Source organism: Erwinia sp. PME.40.26/001 (assembly GCF_055556675.1).
Window position 1 is genome coordinate 1 of sequence record NZ_JBVHNP010000371.1, and the last position, 244, is coordinate 244.

Annotated in this window: 1 pseudogene; it reads left to right on the forward strand. The window is 69.7% G+C overall.

The annotated features are described in order from the left end of the window. Window positions 1-92 precede the first annotated feature (92 nt). Window positions 93-244, forward strand: a pseudogene (locus ACZ3HG_RS24590) (hypothetical protein); the annotation flags it as partial.

The window sequence follows — 244 nt, forward strand, 5'->3', positions numbered from 1 at the left end:
CAGGGGCGCCCCGGTAGAATCGAGGAGTGAGCACACCTGCCGTCCACCTGCCCGTTCCCCGGATCCCGGGTCGACGCGGGCGGCTCCAGGATATCCCCGTCCCCGGACAGAAGAAGGTGCTGTTGGCGGCGCCCCGCGGCTACTGCGCGGGTGTGGACCGCGCGGTCATCGCCGTCGAGAAGGCACTCGAGCGCTACGGCGCGCCGGTGTACGTGCGCAAGCAGATCGTGCACAACATCCACGT